20 protein-coding genes are annotated in these 22,537 nt (G+C 42.5%); 9 read left to right on the forward strand and 11 right to left on the reverse strand.

Going from position 1 to position 22,537, the window contains the following annotated elements; genetic code table 11:
• The first annotated feature begins 104 nt into the window (after positions 1 to 104).
• Positions 105 to 1,019 carry a 16S rRNA (cytidine(1402)-2'-O)-methyltransferase gene (gene rsmI, locus AC2SLT_RS02445; RefSeq protein WP_486545899.1) on the forward strand — a complete coding sequence of 305 codons (915 nt, stop codon included), beginning with the start codon at positions 105 to 107 and terminating at the stop codon, positions 1,017 to 1,019.
• Between the two features lie 202 nt (positions 1,020 to 1,221).
• Here rsmI and AC2SLT_RS02450 read toward each other — a convergent pair whose 3' ends face one another.
• From AC2SLT_RS02450 to AC2SLT_RS02465, 4 genes are all read right to left on the reverse strand, one after another.
• Entirely contained in the window at positions 1,222 to 3,009 is a 1,788-nt protein-coding gene (locus AC2SLT_RS02450; RefSeq protein ID WP_486545901.1) for a tetratricopeptide repeat protein, read from the reverse strand.
• Positions 3,010 to 3,163: 154 nt separating this feature from the next.
• The gene (locus AC2SLT_RS02455) at positions 3,164 to 3,409 is read right to left on the reverse strand and encodes an REP-associated tyrosine transposase (RefSeq protein WP_486545903.1); all 246 of its coding nucleotides are present in this window, start codon (positions 3,407 to 3,409) and stop codon (positions 3,164 to 3,166) included.
• Positions 3,410 to 3,585: 176 nt separating this feature from the next.
• Positions 3,586 to 4,080 carry an REP-associated tyrosine transposase gene (locus AC2SLT_RS02460; RefSeq protein WP_486545904.1) on the reverse strand — a complete coding sequence of 165 codons (495 nt, stop codon included), beginning with the start codon at positions 4,078 to 4,080 and terminating at the stop codon, positions 3,586 to 3,588.
• Between the two features lie 209 nt (positions 4,081 to 4,289).
• Positions 4,290 to 4,958: a DNA-3-methyladenine glycosylase family protein gene (locus tag AC2SLT_RS02465; RefSeq protein ID WP_486545905.1), complete on the reverse strand. Its 669-nt coding sequence runs from the start codon at positions 4,956 to 4,958 to the stop codon at positions 4,290 to 4,292.
• 396 nt (positions 4,959 to 5,354) lie between these two features.
• Here AC2SLT_RS02465 and AC2SLT_RS02470 point away from each other — a divergent pair, with 396 nt between their 5' ends.
• A complete protein-coding gene (locus AC2SLT_RS02470; RefSeq protein ID WP_486545907.1) occupies positions 5,355 to 6,290 on the forward strand; it encodes an endonuclease/exonuclease/phosphatase family protein in 936 nt (311 codons plus the stop codon).
• A gap of 46 nt (positions 6,291 to 6,336) precedes the next feature.
• Here the strand turns inward: AC2SLT_RS02470 and AC2SLT_RS02475 are convergent, their stop codons facing one another.
• The 4 genes from AC2SLT_RS02475 to AC2SLT_RS02490 form a co-directional block, all read right to left on the reverse strand.
• The gene (locus AC2SLT_RS02475) at positions 6,337 to 7,104 is read right to left on the reverse strand and encodes a sulfite exporter TauE/SafE family protein (protein WP_486545909.1); all 768 of its coding nucleotides are present in this window, start codon (positions 7,102 to 7,104) and stop codon (positions 6,337 to 6,339) included.
• Positions 7,105 to 7,135: 31 nt separating this feature from the next.
• The gene (gene nfsA, locus AC2SLT_RS02480) at positions 7,136 to 7,945 is read right to left on the reverse strand and encodes an oxygen-insensitive NADPH nitroreductase (RefSeq protein WP_486545911.1); all 810 of its coding nucleotides are present in this window, start codon (positions 7,943 to 7,945) and stop codon (positions 7,136 to 7,138) included.
• Positions 7,946 to 8,113: 168 nt separating this feature from the next.
• Positions 8,114 to 9,364 (reverse strand): bifunctional phosphopantothenoylcysteine decarboxylase/phosphopantothenate--cysteine ligase CoaBC, encoded by a 1,251-nt coding sequence (coaBC, locus tag AC2SLT_RS02485; protein WP_486545913.1) that lies wholly within the window; start codon positions 9,362 to 9,364, stop codon positions 8,114 to 8,116.
• A gap of 192 nt (positions 9,365 to 9,556) precedes the next feature.
• Positions 9,557 to 10,042: a GNAT family N-acetyltransferase gene (locus tag AC2SLT_RS02490; RefSeq protein ID WP_486545914.1), complete on the reverse strand. Its 486-nt coding sequence runs from the start codon at positions 10,040 to 10,042 to the stop codon at positions 9,557 to 9,559.
• A 233-nt stretch (positions 10,043 to 10,275) separates the two neighbouring features.
• Between AC2SLT_RS02490 and radC the strand changes: the two genes are divergently transcribed.
• The 3 genes from radC (at position 10,276) to AC2SLT_RS02505 (ending at position 15,235) form a co-directional block, all read left to right on the forward strand.
• Complete coding sequence (radC, locus tag AC2SLT_RS02495) at positions 10,276 to 10,956, forward strand: RadC family protein (RefSeq protein WP_486545916.1); 681 nt, start codon at positions 10,276 to 10,278, stop codon at positions 10,954 to 10,956.
• A 392-nt stretch (positions 10,957 to 11,348) separates the two neighbouring features.
• Entirely contained in the window at positions 11,349 to 14,201 is a 2,853-nt protein-coding gene (locus AC2SLT_RS02500; protein ID WP_486545917.1) for an acyl-CoA dehydrogenase, read from the forward strand.
• Positions 14,202 to 14,575: 374 nt separating this feature from the next.
• Positions 14,576 to 15,235, forward strand: a complete 660-nt coding sequence (locus AC2SLT_RS02505; protein WP_486545919.1) for a M23 family metallopeptidase — start codon at positions 14,576 to 14,578, stop codon at positions 15,233 to 15,235.
• 207 nt (positions 15,236 to 15,442) lie between these two features.
• On the opposite strand, the gene AC2SLT_RS02510 is transcribed toward AC2SLT_RS02505, so the two are convergent.
• Positions 15,443 to 15,973 carry a c-type cytochrome gene (locus AC2SLT_RS02510; protein WP_486545920.1) on the reverse strand — a complete coding sequence of 177 codons (531 nt, stop codon included), beginning with the start codon at positions 15,971 to 15,973 and terminating at the stop codon, positions 15,443 to 15,445.
• A 35-nt stretch (positions 15,974 to 16,008) separates the two neighbouring features.
• Positions 16,009 to 17,040: an EF-P beta-lysylation protein EpmB gene (epmB, locus tag AC2SLT_RS02515; protein ID WP_486546324.1), complete on the reverse strand. Its 1,032-nt coding sequence runs from the start codon at positions 17,038 to 17,040 to the stop codon at positions 16,009 to 16,011.
• A gap of 203 nt (positions 17,041 to 17,243) precedes the next feature.
• Between epmB and efp the strand changes: the two genes are divergently transcribed.
• The 4 genes from efp (at position 17,244) to AC2SLT_RS02535 (ending at position 21,079) form a co-directional block, all read left to right on the forward strand.
• On the forward strand, positions 17,244 to 17,819 hold the full coding sequence (gene efp, locus AC2SLT_RS02520; protein ID WP_486545922.1) for an elongation factor P: 576 nt from the start codon (positions 17,244 to 17,246) through the stop codon (positions 17,817 to 17,819).
• A 634-nt stretch (positions 17,820 to 18,453) separates the two neighbouring features.
• Positions 18,454 to 19,626: a hypothetical protein gene (locus AC2SLT_RS02525; protein ID WP_486545923.1), complete on the forward strand. Its 1,173-nt coding sequence runs from the start codon at positions 18,454 to 18,456 to the stop codon at positions 19,624 to 19,626.
• Between the two features lie 61 nt (positions 19,627 to 19,687).
• Positions 19,688 to 20,128, forward strand: a complete 441-nt coding sequence (locus AC2SLT_RS02530) for a secondary thiamine-phosphate synthase enzyme YjbQ (RefSeq protein WP_486545925.1) — start codon at positions 19,688 to 19,690, stop codon at positions 20,126 to 20,128.
• A gap of 159 nt (positions 20,129 to 20,287) precedes the next feature.
• Positions 20,288 to 21,079 carry a hypothetical protein gene (locus AC2SLT_RS02535; RefSeq protein ID WP_486545926.1) on the forward strand — a complete coding sequence of 264 codons (792 nt, stop codon included), beginning with the start codon at positions 20,288 to 20,290 and terminating at the stop codon, positions 21,077 to 21,079.
• Positions 21,080 to 21,474: 395 nt separating this feature from the next.
• Here AC2SLT_RS02535 and ubiA read toward each other — a convergent pair whose 3' ends face one another.
• Positions 21,475 to 22,461, reverse strand: coding sequence for a 4-hydroxybenzoate octaprenyltransferase (gene ubiA, locus AC2SLT_RS02540; protein ID WP_486545927.1), 987 nt, complete (start codon positions 22,459 to 22,461; stop codon positions 21,475 to 21,477).
• Positions 22,462 to 22,537: the final 76 nt, after the last annotated feature.

The following is a 22,537-nucleotide window of genomic DNA, read 5'->3' on the forward strand; positions in this document are numbered from 1 at the left end:
AACAAAAAGCTGACAGGTGATATCTTAGCACATCATGGTAAACTGAGCGTAGCTTAACGATACCTAACTGTTTTATCCGATTACTATTTGTATTAAGGTCTTTTATGACAGCCCAAGACGACACTCATAATCCCGCATCCTCCGAACCATACAACTCATTGAATTCAAGCAACAGCTCTGTTGCCAAAGCCTACCTATACATCGTTGCGACCCCAATAGGCAATATGGGAGATATTACAGCGCGTGCTATCGAGACGCTCAACCAAGTAGACATTATCGCCTGTGAAGACACCCGCACCTCAGGCAAGCTGCTATCGAACTTCGGCATCAACACACAGACGTGGGCGTACCACGAGCACAACAGCGAGGTGCAAACTCCAAAAATCATTGAAATGATTCAGCGTGGTCATTCGATCGCCCTTATCAGTGATGCTGGCACACCGCTCATTAGCGATCCTGGGTATCAATTGGTGCAAGCCGCGCATGACGCTGGTGTCAGTGTTGTGCCTATTGTCGGTGCCAGTGCCGCTATTGCCGCATTAAGTGTCGCCGGTCTACCCTCTGACAAATTCAGCTTTGTCGGCTTTTTACCCGCTAAAACACATGGACGGGTTAAGCAGTTAGAGCACTATGCCAATAGAACCGAAACGCTTATCTTTTATGAAGCCCCGCACCGTATCGTAGCCAGTCTTAAAGACATGGCGGCGGTATTTGGTGATAATCGCCCTGCGACGTTATGCCGCGAGCTGACAAAGACTTTTGAAACCGTCAAAAAGGCTACCCTAGGCGAACTCATACATTTTGTTGAATCTGACAATAATCAGCAAAAAGGCGAGATTGTATTGGTCGTCGGCGGCAATGTGAACAATAACTCCGATGATGACAGCATCCATGATACATTACTACTTCGCCTGCTTGAAGATTTATCGGTCAAAAAAGCAGCCGCATTGGCATCCGACATTACAGGGGTTAAAAAGAATGCATTGTATCAACGCTTGCTAGAGCTGCAAAAAGAGTGACTTTTATTTAGAGCTAATCCTGCCATCCGCTTCTATCTTACTGACCTACTGCGGCGGTGACTAACGCTAAATCGGTTCCTGTTATCACGATACCCTCTTTAGCCAAGTCACCGCATCGCAGTAGTCAAGTAAGTATATCCGCTACTGTCAGGGCTAGCGGTCAGATCGAGTTCTTACAGATATTTAAAGTAGCCATACGCTTTTAATTATGTCGGTACGGAAGTTTAGATAAATCAATTTTAACATCAGTACCACTCAATAATTTAGCAAGATATGGCTGGTAATGAGTCGCCGCAGGTGCGACATAGATTTTATCTAGATTTGATCTAACATCAGGTTCATACTCAACATACAAGTATTTTCCAAAATTCATTACGACTTCTGGGCTACTAATAGATGTTATATATATTATTCGACACTCCTGCTCTTCTTGGAAAGCAGAGTGCTTAATTAAGTACTTTAAGGGCAGTAGGATTTTATTAATAAGCTCACTATTATCCTCAAAAGCCTGAGGGTGACTCTTTCTTAAGTCTTGATAAGTTGTAGTCAGCTCTTCTAAGGCGTCATAAACTTCACTTGTTGTGCCATTAATAAACTCTTTATACTCTTTCCATTTTTCCTCAGCCATATCTTTATTAATAAACTCTCTATAAAAAGTAATCTTATTTCTTTGTGCTAATTGTACATATCTAGACTCAGGCTCAATATAAACACATCGCATTACGTGCAAATTAGATACTTTTCCATCTGAATTAACTTCATGAGGTTGCACTTCTACCTCATCCTCAATATCTGAGGTAGTAGCCTGCTTCTGGTTACCTGTACTTAAATAGCTGGGTAAAAAAGCAATTCCATTAGATAAGCTCTCTGAATTAAAAAAACTTGACTTAAAAACTAGGCTAACACCAGATGCTTCTAAATTATCTTGTTTTCCGTATAAGTGAAATTGGTTAAGACTATTATGATTAAATGTAAAACAACCAACAAACGCTTGAAAATGCTTATCGAAACTTTGAGTATAATTTACTTCACTGCCAAATCTATTAAGATAATGATCCAATACATGCCCCTCACTAGGGTCGTTAACATTATTAATGGTATTTAGGCGCAGTGAACCTAATTGACTATCCTCAGTATTAGTAGCTAGTAAGGTATTGGCGACATCTGTTTTAGTATAATGAGCGAGCTTTCTTTCTAACGAATCTTCAAAAGTTATGGTTAGTTTTTGTAATATTTTGCGTACGTAATCAAACATACGTTCTAAGAACTTCCCAGCTGAGAATGTATTAAAATCTTGTAGAAGTTCACATATTTTCAAATAGCAGTAGGCTTCGTAAGGATAAGAACTGATAACAGACTCAAAGCAACTTTTAGCTTCTTCTATATTATCTTTAAATCCTTTTTCGTGTAAATTTACACTTACTATAAGAAGTTGCCCAAGAATTAATATAGCTTTGTGATATGAGCCTGAGTCGCTATTAAGCTTCAAGTCACGAAGTATACTAATTGCCTCTGAAATTTCATTATTTCTGATTAAAATACTTGCAAGGTTATTACGTGACTTAAGATATAAAGACTTGTCATTATTGATATCAATATTTAAATAAGCCGTTTTTGCCTCTGAATACCTATTCAGTCGTTTGAGTAAAGTGCCAATATTAAATTGAGCCCTCATATAGATATTTAAATCATTTTCGCGCTGTATAGACATCCATTGATTAATGGCTCTCTCATATTCATTTTTCTCAAATAATGCAGATCCAATATTAAATTGAGTCTTATAATAAATTTTTTTATGGTCAGAGAGCGTTACCTCATTACAAGCATCAATTGCTTTATCATAAAGCTCTAAATCAAAATATATTTTTGCTAACTTCCTATTTGCTTCTGCAAAAGCCTGCCCACCATCTTTTTCACGAGTGACTTTTTGTAATTCTTTAATCTTTGCAATCGTCTCTTCATCCAGTCCCTTGAATATATCACCACTCATACCCTACTCTCCAATCTATTTTAAAAACTCAGCTAGTACAAAGTTGGGTGGAGTTTACGACACCCAACAAATGAATCTAAAAAAATCAAACCTACCCGCCCCAATCCAAATCAAGCAAACCATCCTTAACGTACCGATGAAACGATGAAAACTTCTAATCTTTAACCTGTGCCACATAACCGTGCTTAACAGGATTCATATGAATATACGCAACATGGGCACGATACTCTGCATAATCGCGAATACAATGCTCCCAAAATCGTCTTTGCCAAACACCCCGCCCTCCCTTGCGAAGTCGGCTTTTTGAAACATGCTCGGTCTTTTTTATACGGTATGAAAAGTAATATTTAATCAATTTAATACGCTTAGAGAAATCATCATCGACAGTGGCATCGTACATAACAGTCCGTAGGTTGGGTGAAACTTACGACAACGAACATCATGCAATTTAATTCAACCAATAATATGTTGGGTCTCGTACCTCGACGCCAACCTACAAACCCTTATCAAATTTGTACACGATCCGTAGGTTGGGTGGAGTTTACGACACCCAACAAATGAATCAAAATATAAAACCTATCCACCCCAATTTATATCAACTAAACCATCTTTAACATACCGATGAAACGATGAAAACTGCCAATCTTTAACCTGTGCCACATAGCCATGCTTAACAGGATTCATATGAATATACGCAACATGAGCGCGATAATCCGTATCGTCACAAATACAATGTTCCCAAAACCGACGTTGCCAAATACCCCGCTCTCCCTTGCGTAATCGACTTTTTGAAACATGCTCGGTCTTTTTTATACGGTATGAAAAGTAATATTTAATTAATTTAATACGCTTGGAGAAATCATCATCGTCAGGTGGCATCGTGCATAACAGATGCACATGGTCAGGCAAAATAACAACGGCATCAATATGAAAAGGGTATTTTTGCTTAACGGTTTGAAAGGCTTGGCGCAATATATCGATATGAGCTATTAACAAGTCGCGAGACCTATCTTGCAAAACAATCGTAAAAAAGTAAGTCGCACCTTGTTGATAGTGTCGCCGATATTGCATAATGACTTATAAATAATGAACGTCATTGGATTGTAGATGAGTACTTTAAGCATAGCAAATGTTACGTTATAGATATTAAATGTTGGGTCTCGTTCCTCGACGCCAACCTACAGATTATTCTCAAGTTAATACACAATCCGTAGAGTGGCGTTTGCGAAGAATAACCCACCGAATAGATATAGTAATGCTCTAATTATAATAGTCTAAACTTAAACAGGCACCGCCTCTCTATCTTTTAGCCAACCATAATGCGCCCATAATAATAAACTGGCGGCGCTGCGGTGTGGCGACCACGGTTCGGATAACGTTCTCAGTTGTTTTGGAGTGGGTCTGGCATCAAGTCCCAGTAATTGCATAGCGCCAACTTTAATAGCAAGGTCATCCACTGCCAGCACATCTGCCCGTCCAAGGCTAAACAGTAAATACATTTCCGCTGTCCACCTCCCTATGCCTGTGACCGCTGTTAAGGTCTTGATTACCTTGTCATCAGGCAGGGTTATCAGCGCCTCATAGTCTATATTGTGCTCGACCAAAGAGCGAATATAACGAATCTTCTGCCATGACAGTCCGTTTGCCTTTAGGGCGTCATCTTCTGCCGCTAAAATAGCTTGCGGACTAGTTAATCCCGCAGTCTCAAGCTTATTCCATATGCTACGGGCAGCAGCAACTGAGAGCTGTTGTCCGACCATGGCCCGCATCAATTGATCAAATCCGCCATCATTACGACGTAAACTGGGAACGCCCACTTGTTTGTAGACCGCTTCAAATCGAGGCTCAATCTTGATTAGCTTTTTGATATGCGACTGCAAATCTTTTGGCGTCTCAATGGTTGTGATCGTCGTCAGTGAGGAGGGTATATCATTTGGGAGTAAGGTCATGATGATTGCTTATTATATTTGTATGGTTTATTTCAATAGAGTCTGTTCTTGAGCTATAAACTGGGCTAGAAACTCAACTCTGAATTGTGCTCTGAACTGGGCTCGAAACTGGACATTGAATTAAGGGATAAGATTACAACATTGTATGGCTTTATCAGTCGTTGTTTATTTTGGCTCGCTACTGCTGGCATCGTGTTAATGATTTTAAGCCAGCTATTGGGTCGTTATAATTGGCAATTGGAACTATTTAGCCATTATGTGCCTTATTTGACTATTTTGACAATGCTAGCGACTGTTTTTTACCCCAAATTCAATTTTTTTACCAAATTCAAACCAAACTTTAGAATGGTTCAAGCCATACGAGTGGTATATTTATTCATTGGGTTATTATTGATAATGTGGAGTTTACAGCCATTATCCCTACTTCTCTCAAAATCTGTTGAACTAGTACCGTTCAATTCTAAAATTGATAGTAAGGTCGAAGCCCGGTCTAAAACGTCTTTATATAAAGCTACCTCAGACAATAGCGACCCTTCACAACCCCTCATCATCAGCTATCAAAACGTAAATATCGCCAATCCATATCCTAATCAAACTATCAAGCAATTAACCGACATTGAGATAACGTCAAGCTCGCTTGCACAGCCCGACGCTGACATCATCGCATTGGTTGAGGCAGGCGGATCAAATTGGCAACCGACACTAAGCAACCTTGCCAAACATTATCCGGCTCACTGCGGTGTTGATAAAGATAGCCCTTTTGCACTGCAAGTATTTAGTAAAGTTAACGCTACACAGTGCGATATCATCATGCTTTCTGGCTTTCCTGTGGCAAGACTGATATTTTCAAACTCATCATCTGATTATCATAAGGCGCAATCTAAAGTGTTATATGTTACTCACCCTCCACCACCTTTAGGCGCTACATTTGCCACCGCTCGAAACGATTATCTTGACCAATTGGCTCATTTAATCAAGGCTGATCAAGAGCAGTCGGTTATGGTGGTGGGAGATTTTAATCTATCTGCCTTTTCGCCAGTTTATCGAGATTTTATCAGTCAGACAAAGCCGTCAAGCGTCTCTTTTAATGGGACGTTAAATGGGACGTTAAATGGGACGTTTAATGGCACTTTTAATGAGAATTTAAATAAATCGTTAGTCAAAGCGACGTCATTGCAGCGGACGACGCTAACAGGATTGCCCACATGGCGACCTTTTGGCATTGGGATTGATCATGTTTTAGTTAACTTCAACACGGACAATGTGACCACTCAGGCTATTGACTGGGTAGGGTCAGACCATAGAGGGTTTATTATAGAATGGAGAGAGTAAACTAAACCAAATTGAGCTGAGATGAGATTAGATGAACTGAACTGAGCTAAGCGAGTAAACCGAGTATCCCTTGCCAGCCGACGCGCAATCCTAATACAGTCAAAATCACCAGTACCAACTGACGGAATCTATCGGGCGAAAGATAATGGCGTAAGCGAATACCTATCAATAAAAAAACGATTGAAGCGGTCGTTAATAAACCAATCAGTAGCCAGTCACTGGTGGGAAGAGCCATTATTGGATCACGTAATATGATGATTTGTGCCACTTTACCCAATAAATAACACATATTGCCTACTTTGGCGATGGTGTTTTTATTATTACTACTACCAAGCAAATACATCAGTAATATCGTTGACATGGCGTTGGTTGATCCGCCAATAATACCGGCTATCAGACCTGTAGCAATTAACACCGGCGTCGTCGCTGGCAGAATAATTCTTTTACCAAGTACATGACTGATGACATAAAAAGCAATGACCGCCGCCAATAGCAGTAAAATATAGCTGCTATCTACCCACATCAACAGCTTGACGCCGAGTAGACTGCCAAGCAAGCTCATGAGTGCCAGTAGCCAATAATGCTTAAGGTAATAGGTGAAGTTGCCCCAGACACTACGCTCGCCACCGATGAGCCACGTCATCAGGTTTAGCGCAAATGAGGGAAGAATAATGAGAATAATGGCATGTTGCAGCGGGTACATACTTGCCAATGCCGTCGTGGCAACTAACGTCACCCCTAAGCCACTAATTCCATGTAGCAATGAGGCAACGGCAAATATAAAGGTTAATAGCAGGTGTTCGGCGTCGAACATAGTCTATCCCTGAGACCTGTTAAAAAACGATTTAACGTTTGGCAAAGCCTTGTTTATTCATATAGTCCATGACATGAGGACGTACAGGTTTACCAAAGGTTTTAGTGACTTGAGCTTCCCATAGCTTATGATCTTCACTACCGCGCTCGACATAATACTGCTTCACTTTTTCATTGAATTCATCAATTTCTTTTTGTGTGGCAGGCTGATATTGATTTTCTGATACCAATACTGATAATGGGAAACGAGGCTTTTGCGAGGCGTTAATAGGCGCATCACTTGGGTGGCCAAGGCACATACCAAAAATAGGTACGACATGCTTTGGTGCATTAATCACCTCGCCTGCGCGCTCGATATCATTACGCATACTACCGATATACACTCCGCCTAAACCTAACGACTCCGCAGCGGCAAGTACGTTTTGGGCAAATAAGCCGGCATCCACTGCAGAAATTAACACCACTTCCATCCAGTCCAGCTGAGCATCAGGTTCCACTAAGTGATGGCGATAATTATCCATACAGAATACTAAATACTCTGGGCATTCTAAAATATAGGGATGCGCAAGCTCTTTACCTTCACTTTTGGCTTTGTTGTACTCTTCTTCGCTCATGCCATTCGAGATTTGGTGAAACTTAACCCGCTGCTCAGGGTCAGTGATACGAACCACGCTGACCGACTGCATATAGTTTGAGGTTGAGACCGCACGTCCTGCTTGTAGTACGGCTTCGAGCATCTCGTCACTAATTGGCTCATCAGTAAAGCTACGTACCGAGCGGTGATCTAGCATAGCATTCAGGGTCGAGTTCATATTTTTAATATTATCTGAAACGTCTGTCATAGCGTATCCTTATAATTCGTCAATTTATTTCTAAGACATAATCTGTAAAAAATTCGTGTTCTCATAATTTTTAAAGTGGCTATTAAAGACTTGTTTTAGTAAGGATTTTAAGATTTTCAGCTTTAAATTTTTAGCTTTAAATAACCATTGTTAATTTTAAACGAATGTTTACTTAATGACGGTACTTATTAAGTTTACTAAATGTTCCGCTATGTTATTTTTATTCATTTTTTCTAATTCAACAGATGGTTTTTGATATTTATCAGCAAAGAAAACCGTCATCGCATTTTCATCACTGGCAAAGCCGATATCGGATCTTGATACGTCATTGCAAGCAATCATATCCAAATCTTTAGAGGCCAGTTTCCCGCGGGCATATTTCTCAATATCCTGAGTTTCCGCGGCAAATCCTACCACGAACATATCGGGATGGTTATGCGATATCGTCGCCAAGATATCGGGATTCTTCACCAGATCAAGGGTCATTTCGTCTTGCGTCTTTTTGATCTTTTGCGGGGCAGCATCTCGGGTACGATAATCTGCGACTGCCGCTGTGGCAATAAATATGTCACAGCCTGTATCTGTGGCTTGAGTTGCAGCTTGTAGCATATCATTAGCAGATAAGACATCCACACGATGCACGCCAAATGGGGTTGGCAAACTTATTTTACCACCTGCAATCAGCGTGACCTCTGCACCCGCATCACAGCACGCCTTTGCCAGTGCAAATCCCATCTTTCCTGAGGAATGATTGGATAAAAAACGCACAGGATCGATGGCCTCTATTGTCGGCCCCGCCGTAATAGTCACTTTCTTACCTTTAAGACTCTGGCGCACCGTCATCTTGGTCTTAAGGTCGATCACATGACTAAATAACTCGTCAGGCTCTGGCATCCGTCCTGCGCCCACATCCCCACACGCTTGTACACCGCTGTCAGGCTCAATAATATGATAGTCCAAGTCTTTTAAAGTCTCTATATTTAACTGAACGGCAGGGTGTGCCCACATCTGCTGATTCATAGCGGGTGCAAGCATCACGGGAGCCGTCGTCGCTAAGCAAACTGTCGCCAGTAGGTCATCCGCCATACCCATTGCCAAACGCGCCAACGTATTGGCTGATGCAGGCGCAATAACAATCAAGTCTGCCCATTTTGCCAGTTCTATATGCCCCATCCCTGCTTCTGCGGAAGTATCGAGTAGCTCAGTATGTACTTCATTGCCTGTTAACGCTTGTAAGGTCAATGGGGTGATAAACTCTTGTGCGCCTTGGGTCATAATGACTCTAACCTCGAAGCCTGCTTTGACAAGCAGACGGGCAAGCAAAGCAGATTTGTAAGCAGCAATACCGCCAGTTATTGCTAGAATAACATGGCTAATATGTTTGGCAGGCGCATCGACCGGTGTGAAGATTAAACTCATAAGGGGATATACTCTTTAAGGGATAAAATTAGTTCAATAATTGCACAATAATAACTAGGGTCTGCTGAACAACTCTATACAGCTCCTATTAAAGCAAGATAGTTAAAATAAAAATGCACTTATGGTAGCAAGTTTACAAGACTTTTGAATCGTTTTTTTGCTTGTCAACGTTATAAATTATGCTTATAAAGGTTATAAGTTATGACGGTATTGCACCATGTCGGTTAAATCAGCGATACTGTCGTATAATTTTCGAGCAGGGTCATTATCCTGTTGCGTCACCCAGTACACCCGATTGCAATCTCTACCCTTTGCAAAGTCATAAACGTGCTCGATAAGCGCCCGACCAACGCCTTTGCCTCTCACACGACTATCGACATACAAGTCCTCCAAATAGCAGCACTCTGTCGTATTCCATGTGTTTGGATGGATCACCACATGAGTTATACCGACAAGCTTGTTGTCTATAAAAGCACCGAAACCATATATTGGCACGGTGCCGTCCAATATTTTCTCCCACGTCGTATGGCTGGTCTCTTCACTCAGGCTCGTGTTGTAAAAATCTAAATAATTGAGCCAATTTTGTCGCCAGCTTTCATAATCCGCTGTGGTTAAAGCCCTAATAGTTACTAAGGTACTAGTTACTGAGGAGCTTATATTCTTCATGTTATTCATCATGTCTTCTCGTTATTCATAGGTGCCTATCAAACAATAGGCCTAATATAACAATAAAAAGGACAGCTTAAGAGCGTTATTTAATTTTTTATCGCATTATTATGCACATCCAAGTCACAACTTGTTAAACTGCGCTATTAAACTAACATCTGTTTTACCTTCTCTTAAAGAGACTGTCCGTACTTAAAGAGACTATTCTTATTACAACACTCCATCATCCACTCATGGCGTAAATAATGGCAATTAAAGATTGGCACGAAGATGATCGTCCTAGAGAAAAACTACTTAAGCTAGGATCAGAGCAACTGTCAGATGCTGAAATACTGGCCATATTTTTACGAACAGGCACCAAACAACAGTCTGCCATTGAGCTGGCGCGCTCGCTAATAGATCAGTTTGGTAGTATTGCAGAACTGTTGGCTGCCCCAAAAGAGTCCGTCTTAGCGTGTCATGGTATTGGTCCTGCTAAATATGTTCAATTATTGGCAAGCCTAGAGATGGGCAAACGCTATTTAAATAGCGAACTTAAATCCGGAAATAGTTTGAACCGCTCGCAAGTGGTGAAAGACTACGTCACCACCCAACTTAGACGTGAAAAGAATGAGGTCTTTGCGGTATTATGTCTGGATAACGGTCTGAATCTTTTGGATTATAAAGTCTTGTTTGTTGGCGGCTTGTCTTCGTGCTCTGTGTGCGTCAAAAAGGTGCTGCGTCATGCGCTAGATCAAGGCGCCAGTCAGCTTATTATCGCTCACAATCATCCCAATCAAGATGCCACGCCTTCAAATGCCGACATTCATCTGACGGAAACGCTTAAAGAGGCCTGCCACGTCATAGATCTTAAGTTAGCCGATCATATCATCGTAGGCCGTAATCAGACGTTATCTTTTGCAGAAAGCGGTACCTCGCCTTTTTGATGAACAACGGCGATTCAATAATGGTCAATAACATCATTAATGAAGGCGTATCGCACAGAATAGTCAGCATAGAGCTTTGACAACTGATAATGAGAGTAACCATTTGTAAAGATTATTATCTTGATTATCTGTGACTACCTACTTACTCTGTCACTATAAAGCTGAAAATATTGATATTCCTTGTAAATATTACTCGATTTTTATTCGATAGTGCCTGTTTTCTTTAAACAATAAACCTTTAAACGATAAACCTTTAATTAATAAACGTTATCTAAATAAATTTTATCTATACCGCGCATTTAAGTTTTGCTCTATTATTTTGTGAAGCCTATACTTAAAGCATAAGCTTGCTCGTTTACTCTTTACACTTTCTTAACATTAGGTTGTGAACTATGTCCCCATTAACCTTAGTCGGATTTTTTATACTTGCCATATTATTGCAGCTTTTTGCCCTATTACTAGTGTTTTTATACGGGCTTAGCCGAACTGTCGGCTCGATCATTATTATTGTTATTGCTTTGGTCGCCGCTTTTATTGCGCCTTGGTCACTTCTACTCGGTGTGCCGTTGATTCTCGGTAGTTTAATAATATTAATTCCTGCTCTACGTCAGTCGCTTATTAGTAAGCCTGCTTATAATACCCTAGCTGGGGCCATGCCTAGCATGAGTGATACAGAGCGTGAAGCTCTGGATGCCGGTACTAGTTGGTGGGAAAAAGAGCTATTTATGGGGGCGCCAGACTGGGATAAGTTTAGTGGCTATAAGTACCCAACCTTATCTGAAAAAGAGCAGTCATTTATAGACAATGAGGTAGAAACCTTATGCGCCATGCTTGATGAATGGCAAATCCATCATCATGACAAAGATCTGTCACCTGAAGCGTGGCAGTATATTAAAGACAACGGATTCTTAGGATTAATCATTCCTGAAAGCTATGGCGGGCGTGACTTTAGTCCTTACGCTCAAAGCCGTATTATGAGTAAGATTGCTTCACGCAGCTTAACGGCAGCAGTCACCTGTATGGTCCCTAACTCTTTAGGGCCAGGTGAGCTACTCATGCATTATGGCACAGAAGAACAAAAGCAACGTTGGCTGCCCGGTTTAGCAAAAGGTGAAGAAATTCCCTGCTTTGGTCTGACCGGCCCTGAAGCCGGTTCTGATGCAGGCGCTATCCCTGATACGGGTGTGGTCTGCTACGGCACCTATGAAGGTAAAAAGGTTCTGGGTCTTAATATGACCTTCTCAAAGCGCTGGATTACCCTTGCACCTGTCGCTACCGTCATTGGTTTAGCGTTTAAACTACATGATCCAGATGGTCTGTTAGGGGATAAAAATAAAACAGACTATGGTATTACGTGTGCGCTCATTCCTGCCAGCTATAAAGGAGTGAAAACGGGAGAACGTCATAACCCAGGCTCTCCCTTTATGAATGGTACGGTAGTCGGCAAAGATGTGTTTATTCCACTAGACTTCATTATCGGCGGGGTAGAAAACGCGGGTAAAGGCTGGCGTATGTTGATGGAATGCTTGGCTGTCGGTCGTGGTATTTCATTGCCCTCACTATCTACCTCAGCCAGTGAAATGAGCTATCTAACTGTCGGTGCCTTTGCCAAAGTGCGCGAACAGTTCAAAATCCCAGTGGGTAACTTCGAAGGGGTGCAAGATGCCAGTAGCAGCATCGCAAGCAATGCCTATATGCTTGAAGCTTTTCGCCACTTAGTAACCTGCGGTCTTAATGAAGGGGGTACTCCCTCTGTCATGACGGCCATGGCAAAATATTATGCCACTGAAACCATGCGTAAAGTGGTGAATGACGGTATGGATATCGTGGGTGGCCGTGCCATTCAGATGGGACCTCGTAACTTCCTTGCCCTGCCTTATCAAGCGATACCAGTATCAATTACCGTTGAAGGGGCCAACATTTTAACCCGCTCACTAATGATATTTGGTCAAGGGGCGATGCGTTGTCATCCTTACTTATTTGATGAGTTGCAACTATTACAGAGCGACAATAAAAAAGACGCGCAAAAACAATTTGACGATATGTTCTTTAAGCACCTTGGCTATACCTTTAACCGTGGGGCGAAGTCATTTGTCGCAGGTTACTTTGGCGGAAGTGGTAAAGCGCCTAATTTCGCGGACAGTTTTACTCGTCCTTATTACAAAAAGATCAACCGTTTGAGTGCAAACTTCGCCCTAACCGCAGACATGGCGCTTGGTATCCTTGCAGGCGATTTAAAACGTAAAGAATTGCTATCGGGGCGATTGGCTGATATTCATGCCCACTTATTTATAATGACTGCCCTATTGAAATTCTATGAGCAAGGCACTCAGTCTAAGTCAGAACAGCTACACGCCCGTTTGGCGCTGGAGAACTGCTTATTCACTATTCAAGAAGCCTTCTTTGATTTCTTTGCCAACTTCCCAAATCGTCTGGCAGCAGGATTGGTGAAATTTGTCTGTTTCCCAGGCGGCACGTTTACGACCAAACCAAGTGATGCCTTGAAGCGTGAAGTCGGGGAGCTCATCATGGTCGATGGCGCAGAAAATCCATTTCGCGAACAGCTTAAGACACTGACTTATTATACGCGTGACCCAGAAAATAATATTGGTCGTATTGAAAATGCCTTCCAAATGCTTCGTGACGTCGAGCCATTATGGAAAAAATTCAAAAAAGCGGAGCATAAAGGTAACTTTGTGGGTCTAACCTTTGAGGATCATGTCCTGACTGCCTTAAAAGATGGGGTGATTACCGAAGAAGAGTCTGAAAAGCTCATTGAATACAATGCTGTACGCTTTGACGCGCTCCTCACTGACGTGTTTGATGAACACTTAGAGCATGCGCTACCTCGTCCCAATCCACATACCTTAGAGAATGCAGCTGAAAACTTAACCCCCTATGTTATTGAAAAGATTGAAAATGACATGGAATCAGCCGCTCAATCAAACCAGCATAACTCTGAAAAATTTGGCACATCTCAAGGGGCTAGCCCTATCGAAGAAGAAACAGGAGATAACAATAGTGCCCACGGTTACGAGCAGGATGGAGATGTTGAAATGGTGTCTGAGCAAGAAAGCTTGAATGAGAAAGTCGATCAGACTGACTTTAACGAGAGGGACACATCGGATACTTATCAAGACGACCCTCGCATCCGCGATGCTGAAATGACGTTAGAGGAGCGTATGGCGCGCAATCACCGTCATGATGAACTGCAAAAACGTCGTAAAGATTCTGACTATAAGTAAATGATAGAAATAGCATCTTGATTTCAATAGTAGATTTTTTTAAACCGTGCCCAGTGCACGGTTTTTCTATCCCTTTTTCTATCCCTTTTTTTATCCCTTTTTTCATCAATTTTTCCATTACTATTTCATCAGTCTAACGCTGTTTTTACTTAAATTATCTATAGTCTATAGCACCATATTGTCTGTCATTACTGTTATCACGCCCTATACATTATTTTGCGTCAATAAATTACCTCTATTCTTATTGACTGACTTTATTGACTAACCTTATTGACTGAAGACTTATGTAAAATAAGAAGAGTTAGCTGCTGGGCTAAAAGCACCAGCGTAAAGTGAATTTCAATTAGTTAAGAGCAGGGTAGACAAGGTATCCTATGTCAAAAGTTAACAAGCCAATAGGTAAGCGACCACACGGCAAAGGGGTCTCGTCTCCTAAACCGAAGGGCTTTTTTGGTCGAATAGCATCACTAATAAACGCCTTACTTAAATTTGCCCTGTCCATCATCATAATAGGGGCTGTCATCGGCGTCCTATTATATGGTGTGCTACCTTACGCCACACAGACGGATAGCCCGGCTAAAAACTATCTAACCCACTCCTATAAGATAGCTAAGCTTTTGCAACAAGACCCACCTCAGCCCGATAGCTTACCCAATCCCATTCTCGGTGCTCATTTGACAGACACCTGGGGCGCTGCCCGTAGCGGCGGTCGTACGCATGAAGGTATTGATATATTTGCGGAGCGAGGCACGCCTATCCATAGCACAACGCCCGGTGTGGTACGAAAAGTCGGTGAAAATCAGCTAGGTGGTAATGTGGTCACTATCGTTGGGCCAGGCGGTGTGGGACACTATTACGCCCATTTAGAGCGCTTTGCAGATATTGCAGAGGGCGACTGGGTCGAGGCTGGTACGGTGATTGGCTATGTGGGTGACAGTGGTAATGCCAAAGGTACGCCGCCACATGTCCATTACGGTATATACACCAAATCAGGAGCGGTAAACCCCTACCCCTTATTGGTAAAACAAAACTAGCGGCATACACTACCTTGTTGGCTCTAGTAACGAACAACGCTGTAGTACTTTGGTTTTTGACCACTGCCCCTTTTAAACAGACAGACAGACAAGCAGATAGTCGTCCAAAACGGGCTGGGCTCCATGTCATGCGGCTGTTTTTAAAAGGGTCTGCTTATAAAGGACTGCTTCTAAAGGATTACTTCTAAAACGGCTATTTTAAAAGGGCTACTTTTCTGCATCAGACTTTAGTGGCGGGGCATCACGGCCCAACGTCGATAAATAAGCAATGATATCCTGTCTGTCCTGAGCATTGGGCATAGGATCTGAGAGCATACGTGTGTCCGGTAATACCACCTCAGGGTCTGCAATATATTTATCTAACGTCTCTGCATCCCACACCCAATGGGCATTATCCAACCCCTCACTGTAGTTATAATCCTCAAGCTCAGCAGACGGCGCCATATAGACACCAACAAGTTGCGGGCCTTTTTTATTACTTCCAGGCTTTAAGGTATGACACTGCTCACAGTTGTCCTCATACAGTATTTTTCCGCGTTGAGCATCGCCATTTTCATAAACGGGTGCGGTCACTTGAGCGCGATAATCAGGGGGCTTAGGCGTACAACCCGTGCTCACAATTGTTAACGCCGCACTAAAGATCATCCAGATTTTAGCGTCAGTTAGGGGTAATAAGCGCTTTTGATTTGTTTTAGACTTAGGGTTTATCTTAGACTTAAAAACAGCTAAAGACGACATGGTTATCTCACTTTGCAAGGGTTTATCACGCTATTTTAGAGGGTTGGCGTTTCAAGATCTGATTGAAAAGCATACAAATCAACTGGGGTTTTAAAGGGTTTATGCGGTAGCTCTTGTACCAGTTTTGGCATTAAATATCCGGGTAATTGGGCGAGCATTTTCCAGTATAATGCCACTGCTTTTTGCTGCGGCATATCAAAATGGGCAGCCCCAGCTACTTTATCTAAGACATGTAAGTAATAGGGCAATACCCCTGCCTCGAACAAACGCTCGCTTAGATTGACTTGCGCCTCAAGGGTGTCATTAACGCCCGTCAATAACACCGCCTGATTCAGCAAAGTAATGCCATGCTGTCTTGCCTTTTGCAGAAACGTTGCGGTATGCGCATCTATTTCATTGGCATGATTGCTGTGCACCACCATCACAATACGGCAACGACTGGCCTGCAACCGCTGCAATAACGCCTCATCCAAACGCTCTGGAATCACTATCGGCAATCGGGTATGCAGTCGAATGGTGCTAATCTGCGACAACGCCTCTAACATATCTAACCATATAAACAAACGACGGTTTGAGACACTTAGCGGATCCCCACCACTGAGAATGACCTCACGAATGTCAGGATGCGCACTAATATAATCTTCAATAAGCGCCAACTGATCTGACTTTGGCAAATTGCCTTGATAGTCAAAGTGTTGTCTAAAGCAATATCGACAATGAATGGCGCACGCTCCCGTCACTGTCAGCAATACCCTTGAATGGTATTTGTGCAACAGTCCTTTTATCGGATTATGGTGCTCTTCGGCCAAAGGATCTGCCACATAACCACTCACCGCAATCTGCTCTACCTTGTCTGGTAGGACTTGCTTAAGTAACGGGTCATTGGCATCGCCTTTATGCATTTTTGCCACAAAGTCTTTTGGCACACGCAAACTGAAGTCTTTAGGCACATATAACGAAGGTTTTATGTGACTTAACTCTAAAATAGCTAGCAACTCATCAATATCTGTAATAACATCTGCAAACTTGGATTGCCATGTCAACTCGCCACTCACAACACCCTTCATAGATCGCTTATCATAAGCACTCGACTGCGATGTCGATGACGACTTAGATTGTCGAGTATCGACTGATGTAAAAGGGATTTGCCTATTTTTTTGTTGGGGTAAATGGTTTATCATAGGGCCTATTATATTTGTTCAATATGGTATATGTGATTTTTTATCATTCATTTTAAAGTATTTATTTGCAACGTATCAGGAGCACTATTGTGGCAAGTTTTTCAACCAACGAATTTAAAGCCGGTCTTAAAGTTATGTATGATGGGCATCCATGCGCCATTATTGATAACGAGTTTGTGAAGCCAGGCAAAGGCCAAGCTTTTAACCGTGTCAAACTACGTAACTTGCGCACTGGTAAAGTCTTAGAACAAACCTTCAAATCAGGGGAAAGCTTAGAAGGCGCCGATGTCATCGATACCGAAATGAACTACCTTTATAGCGACGGTGAGTTTTGGCACTTCATGCACCCTGAGACCTTTGAGCAACTGCAAGCCGATGCTAATGCAATGGAAGATGCGAAGCAATGGTTAAAAGAGAATAGTAACGATTTATGTACCATTACTCTATTTAATGGTGTGCCATTATCGGTTACTGCACCGAACTTTGTTGAGCTGGAAATTGTTGAAACCGATCCTGGTGTTCGCGGTGATACCTCAGGTGGCGGCGGCAAGCCAGCTCGTTTAGAAACAGGCGCTGTGGTTCGTGTGCCGTTATTTGTGCAACAAAACGAAGTCGTGCGTGTCGACACCCGTACCGGTGAATATCAAACGCGCGTGAGCAACTAGTTTAATGTCTTTATGCTCTTAGAAATCTAGACGCGCATGTCATACTCTATTGTGACGCCAGTCTCCTATGCCTTGTGACCTTTGGGTGGCTATTATACACCTGATAACGGTCTCATAAAGCTTATGGGGCTGGCTTTTTTTATTTTAAACACAAATTTTGACGCAAATGGCGACTTAGATGATGTAGCTCCTCCCGCTTTCCACTTGTATCTGCAAGGCTGACCCGTGGTGCGGGATAAGGCTTAGCCGGTCTCTTGCTTCGCGTAGCCCTGCTAAGACCTACCCCTTACAACACGTCCAGACTTGCAGGATACCGCTACAATCGGGGCTAAACCGCACCTCCTTTAAACACCCTGTAAACCGTTGAGAGCTCGCCTCTGTATCAATAACTCTATCAATGACTCTATCATTCACTCTATAATCGACAGTTACATAAGCAATATTTAAACCCCTCGCCCGCTTGTTTACACTTAAAGACTAGGGTCTGTTGAACCAAGTAGTGAGTTAAGGTCAAAATAGCCCATGATGGTGTGTATAGCACCTCTTAAACGTGGTTTATCGCTAAGATCGTACTATTAAACTCGAGCCATAAAAAAACTTCTTTGATTCCCACTAAATATAAGTTACCCCTACTATGTCCTATCCCATACTGCTACTGATTATCAGCTTAATTGTCATCGTGCCGACGGTATTCGTGGTTAAGGGCAAGTCAAAGCAAAAGCTGTTGACTAACAAAAATCGAGATCAAAAATACATAGGCAATGCCTCTAATCGAGGTACTTCAAAGCCCTCAGGCGGCTCAGATGGCTCAGGTCGAGCCACCGCTGAGCAGTTGCAGATTGCCAATACTATTTCTCACTATCGCAACCACCCCAGTTTACCCATTAGCTTCCGCCAACTGCTCGCAAAGATTCATGCCCAATACCAAACCCTAAATACCGTCAAACTAGCACCAGACCAACGCTTTGCTGTCGATAAGCTCGCTGGCACACGTTTGACCGAGATACTTGAAGACTACTTAGCCCTCGATAAAGACTATGCTGAAACCAGCATCATTGACCCGCAAAATAACTTAACCAGTCAAGACTTAACCTATGGTCAGCTTACCTCAATGCTTGAATTTATGCAGCGCGTACAAGATGACGGACAAGCCCAAGTGGCGAGTAATATCTTAGCCAATCGCAGTTATTTACAATCTGTGTATGGTGAGTTCCATCAGTCGGATGAGTCAAATACTAGCTTGCAGGGACTCAAAGCTCCTGAGCAAGATGCTTTAGAGTTGCTTGAACGACCCACCTCTGAGGTTTTGATTGAACGGGGACGAGATTATTTGGCAGACTGTGATAATCTTGCACCAAATGATCTGGCTTTAACCCAATATGCGTCTTTGTTGGGCGATGATCTATTGACCCAACTGGGCACGCTTACCCACACTGCTGAGCAAACCCTTATCTATAACGAGGCACTCCTTGCAAATGATCAAGCGTTACCTGCCTTTGATAGGATTATCGCATCGGCTATACCAGACTTGCTGCGTCAAACAGTCGCTGATCATATAAAACATACCGAGAATGGCTCTGACAATGAGAAAAATCAACTTTCAGACACGGAGCACACCCTCATTACCCAAAAAATTGCACGTATTCAGCAGCTGTTAGAGGACTGTTTAAAGCGTCTAGAAAAAGTCGCCGACCAACAATATCAAACGGGCAGCCCTGCCGCAGATCTAAAAAGCTTACAAAATACCCTGAAGAGCAAACACTCTCAGGCGCAGTATTTATTGGACAGTGGGTTTTTTAAGTTATAGAGTGTCGTTTAAATATAGAGTGTCGTGACATGATTGAGTATGGTTTATATTAGGATCTAGCATGGCTTATTATCAGACAACGTTGGTATTACCCGTCCATTCTCGAGGCGTGCATATTATTACGCCCCTTATTAATGAAGCTATATCAGACTTATTGTCTCCTGAGGGTACTCAAGGCAATGATAATATCGGCATGGTGCATTTATTTTTGCAACATACCTCAGCGAGTCTGACTATTAATGAAAATACGGATCCCGATGTGCGTTTAGACACTGAGGATTGGCTTAACAAGATGGCACCGGAAAATCAGCCTGACTATCGTCATACGTTAGAAGGTGATGATGACTTGCCTGCTCACTTTAAGAGCATGCTACTTGGGGTGAGTTTAAATATCCCACTAGTCGACGGTAAACTGGGTCTAGGTATGTGGCAAGGGGTCTACTTATGTGAACATCGCAATCATGCAGGTCACCGTAGTTTGGTTATCACCGTCCATACTTAGCAAGATTTCATTAACAGTGCGCTTTCAAGCTTTCTAAAAAGCAGCAAGTCAGTTAAAGTCTTGCCAAAAAACAATAAAAATTAAATCGTCACTCAATCAAATATTGGACGTTAATCAGATTTTAAATTAAACCTAAATATAATTGAAAATGAGAACTTTATGTTAAACAACCACCGAACAAATCTTGTGTCGTTTAAATCCAAGAGCCTATCGAAGTCTAAATCTAATATCGTTGTTAGCACAGTTTTATTTGCATCGATAGCGCTTAGTATTACAGCCTGTCAAAAATCTGAAGACAGCGAGACGCCAGAAGTTGAAACGTCTTCACAAGCTGAGGCTACTACCAACTCAATCAATACGATGACAGATACAAGCGATGGCGCTATCGTTGACAATTCAGAATCTATTGACAGTCAGCTGACATCACCACAAGCTAATGAGCCAACAGATTACCAAGGCCTTGAACCATTACCGCCGATTGAGACGATCACCGAAAGTTCAACTGGCAATTCAGCAGCTAATGGATCAGTCTATCAACTAACAGACCCATCAGAGATTAAAGCTCAATCGAATAACAGTGCAGTTGCCCCGTCTCAGCCCTATCAGTCGAATACTTCTAGTCCGAGTAGCAAGAAACCTACCGCACCCCGCAGTGAAACCCAAGTGACTGAAGTTGAATATAAAGACGAAGCGGGACGCAGTATCCATGTCACCTTTCAAACGTCGGCAACGTCAGTATTACAAGCGAACTTAAGAATGCCGTCAGGCAAGAGTCTATTACTCGTCGCGCCACCAGGACAAGGTAACAATCCTACCTACCGCTCAGCAGATGGTAGTGTCGAACTGGTGACGCATGCAGGCGGCAAGAAAATCGACTTTATTTTTGAAGGTCAGTCGATTAACATGACAGCGGTCAGTGCCGATGCCGAAGTCATCAAACCTAAGAAATAAGTAAGGTTAAAAAGCGACTAAAGTTAAGAAGTGTGTAAAGCCAAACACAGAATGAATTCTAAAAAAACCTTACTCTCAATTCTCAAATCCTAACGTAGGCTGTGGCTTTAGCCCAGCATTTTAGATGAAAGGTCTTGATTTGCTGGGCTAAAAGCACCAGCCTACAATGAGTTTTAATACGTTGAGAACGAGGTATTATATACAATGTGGTTAACAAGCAGTATAGAGTCATGCACTAAACGCTATGATGACCTACGTCTTGTAGAAGGCTGAGTTTGTCCAAATCTAGAATTAACCTTAGAAGAAACCAAGTCCAAACACAACAAATCAAACGCTCAATCAGTAGGTTGAATGAGCTTTACCGAGCCTAAAACGGTTAGGGTATAGAAAAAGTATTAACCTTTTAAAGCGACCCAAATACAGCTTAAAGCAATCACCACAAACAAATAACGACCTACCCAGACATTGGCTAGAAATGCTTTAAAACATAACATAGGCTCACGAGTTGCACAGGCTTTATTCTGCTGAGCAAACAGTATGGCTATAAGTCCTAACGCATAGACAGGGATAAGACCCAATATCGTCTGAGCGAAGTAATGATACAGCACCACGCCCATCAGTAACAAAAAGGCCGTCTGCAATAGTGAAATAATAAGCACATCAAAGCGTCCGAACAAAATCGCAGTCGACTTCACCCCGATCTTAAGGTCATCATCGCGATCCGCCATCGCATATTGGGTATCATAGGCAATAGTCCAGCACATATAGGCCGCAAATAACAACCAACACCATCGATCAGGCGCGCCTTGTACCGCCACATACGCCATCGGTATCGCCCAACCAAACGCCGCTGCTAAAAACACTTGCGGCAGATGGGTAAAGCGCTTCATAAAAGGGTAAATAAAGGCCAATGCGACGGCGCCCAAAGACCAGTAGAATACCTTTAATGGTAACCAGAACAATAAACTGGCACTAATCAATGACAAGACTAAGAAGGCAGCGACAGCTTCAACACCTGACAATCGTCCATCTGCCAATGGTCGCCCTTTGGTGCGAGCGACCGAACCATCCACCTTTCTATCGGCAAAGTCATTAATAGCACACCCTGCTGCACGCATCAAAATAGCACCTAGCGCAAAGATAACTAGCAATGACCATGTTGGTAGCAGTGCAAGTGAGGCCTGTGCCATATCATTTGCCATGTCGGTTGCCATGTTATTTGACACGTCATTTGTTAAAGACTGCCCTGCCCCAAAAGAGGCTAAAAAAACCGCCCACAAGGTTGGCCAAAGCAACAGCTCTATACCGACTGGCTTATCAAAGCGGGTCAGGTGAATATAGGCTTGTAGCTTATTTTGAAAGGTTGATTGAGTTTGAGTCATAGTGCGCCAACAGGGTTAGTCCATTAATAAATAGCTGTATTGCTTAAGCAACCTAATTAAAAAATAAGTTAAAAAC

Source organism: Psychrobacter sp. CX18 (genome assembly GCF_057396215.1).